This window comes from Desulfobulbus elongatus DSM 2908, from assembly GCF_000621145.1.
Lineage (GTDB): Bacteria > Desulfobacterota > Desulfobulbia > Desulfobulbales > Desulfobulbaceae > Desulfobulbus > Desulfobulbus elongatus.
The window spans coordinates 61,945-68,400 of sequence record NZ_JHZB01000021.1; the positions used below are offsets into that span (position 1 = coordinate 61,945).

Consider the following 6,456-nt stretch of genomic DNA (forward strand, 5'->3'; position numbering starts at 1 on the left):
GGCCTCCTCTACTGCAACTCCCAGCTGTTGATGTCCGCATCCTTGTCATCGCCCCCGGCCTGGCCGTCGGGCCCGTAGGAACTGAGGTCGTAGTCGCCGTGCAGTCCCGGACTGATATAAACGAAATCGTTGTCCCACGGGTCCTTGGGGACCATTCCCTTTTCCAGATAACCGCCGGTTCGCCATTTCCTGGCCAGGTTGCCGGCGGTGGGCGGTTCGACCAGGGAGCGCAGCCCCTGTTCGGTGGTCGGATACTGCCCGTTGTCGAGCTTGTACAGCTTCAACGCCTGTTCGATCGACTGAATCTGGACGGCGGCCTTGGTCCGTCGGGCCTCCTCCGGCCGGTCCATGATCCGGGGCACGATGAGTCCCGCCAGGATCCCGAGGATCACCATCACCACCATCAGTTCGATCAGCGTGAATCCCCGCTCGCAGAGCGGGACACGTTTGTTTGCCGGCTGTCGTCCCATCGCGTTTCCTCGTGTTGAAAAAAACTCACAGTCGCCCGCACGCGGGCGTTCCCCTCAGCGGCGCGACCGCAACCGGTACGCCGCGATCCCGCCCAGCAGCGCCGTTGCCGCCGCCCCGCCAACCAGCGTCACCCCCAACCCCAACCGCAGGGCCAGCCAGGAAAAACCGACCCAGGGCAGGAGCAGGCCGCGGCCGATGCACCGAAGCGGCGCGCTCCCGGCAACCGCCTCGGCCAGGGGCGGCGACAGCCGGTAGTACAGGGCGACCAACCACCTGCCGCAGCTGTTCCGGAGCAGGTAGGTGTCGCGGAACTCCCGGAGGATACCCACCGAGGGATGGAGGAAGGTCCCGAAGGCGGCGGTGGCGACAAAACAGGCGTCCGCCGTCCGGACGCTGATCTGGTTGCCGTAATAGACCTCGCCCGCGGCCGTGAGCGCATAGGCGCGGATATAGTAGACGGTTCCGGGCAGGAGGTGCTCCAGCACGGCGCTGAATCCACCCGGCCCGTCGCCGCTGGCGGCCACCTCGCCCGCGGTCAGCAGGCGGCCGGCGAAGGTGGCCTGCGCGCCGGTCTGTCCGGAAAGCGGCCGGGACGACACGGAACCGGCGGCCCTGGCCTCGGGCAGCAGGAAGGCCGCGAGGGCATCGACTCCCCGCCGGAAGATCGGCGCCTGCGCCGTGATGGCGGCCCTGTCCGCATACAAGGGGCCGGGATGGATACTGAAGATCACGCCCCGGCGGACGACGTCCTGGCCGAAGGTCGGGGCGATTTCGCCGCCCACGGTGATCGAGTCCCTGGTGATCCCGGTCGGGGAGGCGGTGGCGATATGACTGCTGCGGTGCCCCGGCCGGTCCACGATGCGATCGACCATCTCCCCGGCCGTGAAGCGGGCGGCGACCATCGAACTGGCGTCGCCGCCGTCGGCGGCGCCCACGGCGACGCGGTTGCCCTGCCGGTCCGAGGCCAGGGCGTAGCTGACCGATTCCCCCTCGCTGAAGGTCGTGGTCAGAATCTTCGGCGGCATCGTCTGTACTCCCGTGCCGGTCGACTCGGCCGCCGAATCCGCCGCGGCCCGTGTCCCGGCGAGGAACAGGGCGGCGAGCGGCTCGCCGGTGCCGGTCGGTTCATCGCCCGAGGCTGCGGTGGCGGCCAGGGAGGCCGAGGTGTGCAGATCCCGGATCAGGATGGCGTTGTTCCACAACTGCAACTGCCTGATCTGCACCCTGGTGGCGCCGTTCGACCGCACTTCCTGAACGGGCGCGGAATCGGCAACGACGCTGTCCTGCCCGGCCTCGGTGGCCTGCCCCTGGGCAGCGACCTCGGCCGTGTCTCCATCCGTGGGACGGCTCAGCAGCAGAAACTGACGGGTGCCGGCGTCGGTGGTGAAGCCGCCGGCCACCACCCCGTCGGCGCCGACATCGACACTGTAGAGAATGTCGTCTTCCCGGCTCACCGGCGTGACCATCGCCCCCCGCTCGCCGAAGGACGGATCGGCCGCGCCCTGGGCGGTGAAACGGAACAGAGCAGTGTCCCGCCGGCCGGGCAGTCCCACCGCCCCGGCGACATAGAGCAGACCGCGCTCGTCCGCCGCGACGCCGTATCCCTCGCTGGCGGCGAAACCGCCCGCCGGAATAGCGACGCCCTGCTCGCCGAAAGCGGCATCGACCGTGCCGTCCGCGTGCAAGCCCACCAGCATGGCCGAATAGGTGTTTTTTTCCGCATAGGAGCCGGAAAGGACGAAGGTGCCGTCCCGCCGCTCGAGGATACCCTCGGCCGAGGCGTCCCCACCCACGCCGATCAGGCTGATCCCCTGTTCGCCGAAATGGGCATCCGGTTCGCCCCCGGCGGTATAGCGGGCCGCCACCAGAATCCTGCCGGCCGTGCCCTCGGTCGAGCCGGCGACCGTGATCATGCCGGACGGACCGATGGCGAGGGCGGTGATCTCCTCGTTGCCGTTGCCGATCGAGGTCAGCACCACCCCTTCGTCGCCGAAGCTCCGGTCCAGCTTGCCGTCCGGCCGATAGCAGATCATGGCCATATCCCGGTCCCGGCCGTTGTGGGCGTAGCCGGCGGCGACAATCCGGCCATCGGCGAGCAGGCCCAGGGCCAGGGCCTCGTCGTCCCCCGTGGACAGGGAGGTGATCACCGTGCCGTCGCCGTTGAAACCGGGATCAAGGGTGCCGTCGGGGTTGAAGCGGAGCAGGGAAACGTTGAGGGCGTTGTGCTGCGACGAGGAACCGGCAACCAGAATCTTGCCGTCCGGCTGGACGAGGACCGCGTGTCCGCTGCTCCTGCCGCCAAGCTCGACCGCCACCCTGCCGTTCAGGCCAAAGGAGGCATCGAGCCGGGGCAAGGCCCAGACTGCCCGCGCCCCGCAACAGATGACCATGGCCCAGAGCGCCATGAACACGGAATATCGACACTGCATCGTCACGCCTCGGGAGAACCAGAATTCGATCGCCTGCCACAACCGGAATCGCCTGCGGTGTGTCTGCCAACTGTACTGCAATTCCCATGAAAAAATCCATCCTTGAATACGTCCCTGTCGTTTTTCTGTCTCCCCGAACGTCCTGCATGCCGCGGCCGCGACAAAAAAATGTGCCCGGATGCCGCAACACCATCCGGGCACATCGTGCAATCGCGTTCGGGCCCGCATCCCGGCCCACTCGAGCGAGACGGACGTCAGCCAGGAGCGGGCTCCCCGCCGTGCGGATACGGGCGGTCATCGATGGCGGCCGGACTGACGCCGCCTCTCGCCTGGCCGCCCTTGCGGGTCACTTCCTTCTGCCCGCCGCCACGGCCAGCAGACCGGCGCCGAACAGCAGCAACGTCGACGGTTCGGGCACCGGGGAGGCGTCGATATTGTCGAACTGATGGAAATAGTCCGATTGCAGCCAACTGACCGAGACCAGATTGGTGAAGGTGGCATCGAAGGTGAAGGTTTCGGCGCCGAACAGGCCGTCCAGGGTGAAGGACTGGCTCACCGTGCTGCCATCGCCCAACAGGCCGGTGAACGTGACCGCATACGGTTCCTCCAGAGGATACAATTCGGCCAGGGCGATGCTGTTCAACCGGAACCAGCCGCCGTCCGTTCTCGTCAAGACGGTCGTTCCCTCCCAATTGTCATTGAACAGCGCCGTCGAACCGGTGAAGAGTCCGTCCATGCCGGTCCCGAACGTGGCGAACGACGGATCGTCGGCCGTGTTCGTCAGCCGGAACCCGTCCTCCTCGTAGGTGGCGCTATGCGCCGCAATCTGATCGTCATCATGCCGCAACGATTCGAAATCCAGAACCGCGGCCTCGGCGGCGCACGCCATCCCGAACAGCAACGCCACGCCTGTCAACAACTGCATTCCCTTGTTCATGGTACGACTCCTTGTATGAATAAACAGCGAGATTAGATGAACTTGGCGACAAAATCGCCTTCCTGGTCGATCACCGCCCACACCGTGGCAGTTTTGGGGTCCACGCCATAGGTGCCCAGGCCATAGCCCTGTTTCCAGGGGCCGTAGACAAACTTTTTCGTGCCGCCGGCATTGAGGTCCACGGCATTGTGCCACACCTTGGTGTCGTCGCGCAGGGCCAGGGCAAACTTGCCGGTCACCAGTTGGGACGGCCGCACTTTCGCGGGATCGTAACTCAACGACAGGGTATAGACGTCCGTTGCCGTGCTTTCCTTGGCCGCGGGCAGCAGCCCGGTCAGGCTCGCATTGTACAGGCTGAGATTGTCGACCATGCCCCAGAGGCTGAAGATACAACTGGCGGCATCGGCCACGGCATCGGACCCGGCCCAGCCGGTGTTGACGGTCTTGGCGAGCCGACGCTCGAGATAATCGGTCTCGCTGTTGCCGTTGACGCCGCTCAGAATCCGGGCCGAGGTGCCCTGGTACTGCCCCTGGATCGAGGTATAGGCCTCGCCGCGGTTGACCAGGTACTGGTTGCCGTTGAGGCTGTAACCGAACCGCTCCCGCAGGTAGAAATTGAAGGAAGACGGCGGGTTGACCAGATCGAAATCGCCGTAGTCGTGCCCATGGCTCGACGAATAGAAATCGACCGTCACCCGCGGGCCGTCGACGGTGACGATGTAGTAGCCCAGGGTGAACAGCTCCTGGCAGACAGGGGTTTCGCGACCGTCGTCACCCGATTTGGGAATATAGAATTTGTAGCTGTTGGACGAGCAGATGATCTGGTCGACCGCGTACTGCTTGGTGGAATCGGTGACGATGGAGCGATGGTGCATGTGGTCGTGGCCGCCGAAATAGTAGCGCACGCCGTTGGTGTCCAGGCTCCGGAGGAAAGCGTCCCGTGCCTCGGCGTTGCTGGCCAGGTTGCCGCCGAACAGGACATCCTTGTGGTTCTGGCCGATCAGGTTCTTGTGGGCGAAGACGAAGGCGTGCCGGTCGTCGCCGGTGTCAGCCAGCCTCTGGTCGACCCAGTCGACCTGATCGACGACGTTGTTGTTGGTGCTGTTGTTGTAGCTGGTGTTATCCTTCCGCGTAAATTGGTCGACCAGCACGCACCGCACGTTTTCCCAATCAAAGCTGTAGGAAAGGCCCTGCAATTTCTCCATGGGACTGGTGAAATTGGTGGCGCCGAACACATGGGCCCCTGTTCCCGTGGTCTGCGGAAACAGAACGGGCAGTTCGTTGGCGGCCGTCGCGCTGGCCTCGTGATTGCCGCGCACCGGAAAAAACCCGATGCCGGCGTCATAGAGCGCCTGGCAGTGCTCCGCGCGGGTGGGCAGCGACCGCACCCCATTCACCGCTTCCGTATCCACCAGGTCACCGACCTGGATGACAAAGGCGCACTGATGCCCAATGAACTGCTGGTTGAGGGCATCGATCACCGCGACCGCGCAGGAAGCGGGTTCGCCGCCGGCATTGCTGCCGGTGCGCCACTGGGTGTCGGCCATGATGCCGAAACACCAGGCATCTTCCGAGATGGCCGTCGCCAGGGCTGGCTTGTAGGACAGCCACGGCAGATCCAGGCCGGAAACCGCAAGTCCGGCAAGGCTTGCGCCACCGATCCGTAAAAATTTTCTTCGATCCAACTGCATCATCACTCCCTCCCAAAACACGATTGTTGTGGCAACCGGACGGGGCTGCGACGCACCCCCATCACCCGTTTCTTCCCCGCCGCGCACGGCGCGCGGGCACGCACTCCTCATACGCGGTCGTCGAATGTAGCGGGGCAGTGTTAGCCTCCCGTTCATGGCAGGTTATTTTTGAATGAGCGCACGGTGAGGGACGAAAGCGGGATGCCGCCCGAAGGGCTCGCACCACAGGCGGGAAGGGATCGACGTAGCGCGAATCAGGAGCCGGAATGGATGCCCGCTAGTGGCACCGGCATGGAGAACTGGACGGATTGGCTCGAGTTGAGAGGGGGAATATGGCGTGATGCCGGGGCCAGCGGCACGGCCGGCGCAGGTGGAAGCCTGGCTCAGGGAAAAGTTCGCGGGACAGGTAAAGAGGGGAAAACGATCAGGGCTTGCCGAAGCTGCACATTGGGTAGCGGCAGGGCTCGCAGTGGCGGCACAAACCGCCGTGGCCGAGCGCGGCCAGTTCCTCGCGGCCGATATGCTCGCCCGTGAGGATGCGCGGCAGCACCAGGTCCAGCACCGTGATCCGGTGGAACATGCCGCAGGCCGGCACACCCAGCACCGGCACCGACCCGATCCGCCCCACCAGGAACATCGCCCCCGGTAACACCGGCGTGCCGTACACCATGGCCTCGGCGCCCGCCAGCCTGATCCCCAGCCGAGTGACGTCGTCCGGGTCCACCGACATGCCCCCGGAGGTGACGATCAGCTCGGCGCCCTCCTCCAGGCAGGACCGGATGGCTTCGGCGATCAGCTCCGCATCGTCCGGCGCAAACCGCACCGGCCCCACGGTCGAGCCCAGGCCGGTGAGTTTGTCCCGCAGCACCTGCTCGAACCGGTCCTCGATCCGACCGTGAAACACCTCGCTGCCGGTGATCACCAAGCC

General features: G+C 65.5%; 5 protein-coding genes. All 5 read right to left on the reverse strand.

Translation table 11 applies throughout. The annotated features are described in order from the left end of the window. Window positions 1-8: 8 nt before the first annotated feature. Window positions 9-470, reverse strand: a complete 462-nt coding sequence (gspG, locus tag Q362_RS0111560; RefSeq protein ID WP_028318825.1) for a type II secretion system major pseudopilin GspG — start codon at window positions 468-470, stop codon at window positions 9-11. 54 nt (window positions 471-524) lie between these two features. Continuing rightward, window positions 525-2,900, reverse strand: a complete 2,376-nt coding sequence (locus Q362_RS0111565) for a delta-60 repeat domain-containing protein (protein WP_169737413.1) — start codon at window positions 2,898-2,900, stop codon at window positions 525-527. Between the two features lie 346 nt (window positions 2,901-3,246). Beyond that, on the reverse strand, window positions 3,247-3,837 hold the full coding sequence (locus Q362_RS0111570; RefSeq protein WP_051554188.1) for a PEP-CTERM sorting domain-containing protein: 591 nt from the start codon (window positions 3,835-3,837) through the stop codon (window positions 3,247-3,249). 32 nt (window positions 3,838-3,869) lie between these two features. After that, window positions 3,870-5,531, reverse strand: a complete 1,662-nt coding sequence (locus Q362_RS0111575) for a metallophosphoesterase family protein (RefSeq protein ID WP_035216490.1) — start codon at window positions 5,529-5,531, stop codon at window positions 3,870-3,872. Between the two features lie 421 nt (window positions 5,532-5,952). Next, window positions 5,953-6,456: molybdopterin-binding protein (locus tag Q362_RS0111580; protein ID WP_028318829.1), on the reverse strand; the 504-nt coding region annotated here is incomplete at its 5' end.

What these genes read in the sequence shown, in the direction of transcription:
- gspG (WP_028318825.1), bottom strand. Translation starts at nt 470, where the DNA reads ATGGGACGACAGCCGGCAAACAAACGTGTCCCGCTCTGCGAGCGGGGA.
- Q362_RS0111565 (WP_169737413.1), bottom strand. Translation starts at nt 2,900, where the DNA reads ATGCAGTGTCGATATTCCGTGTTCATGGCGCTCTGGGCCATGGTCATC.
- Q362_RS0111570 (WP_051554188.1), bottom strand. Translation starts at nt 3,837, where the DNA reads ATGAACAAGGGAATGCAGTTGTTGACAGGCGTGGCGTTGCTGTTCGGG.
- Q362_RS0111575 (WP_035216490.1), bottom strand. Translation starts at nt 5,531, where the DNA reads ATGATGCAGTTGGATCGAAGAAAATTTTTACGGATCGGTGGCGCAAGC.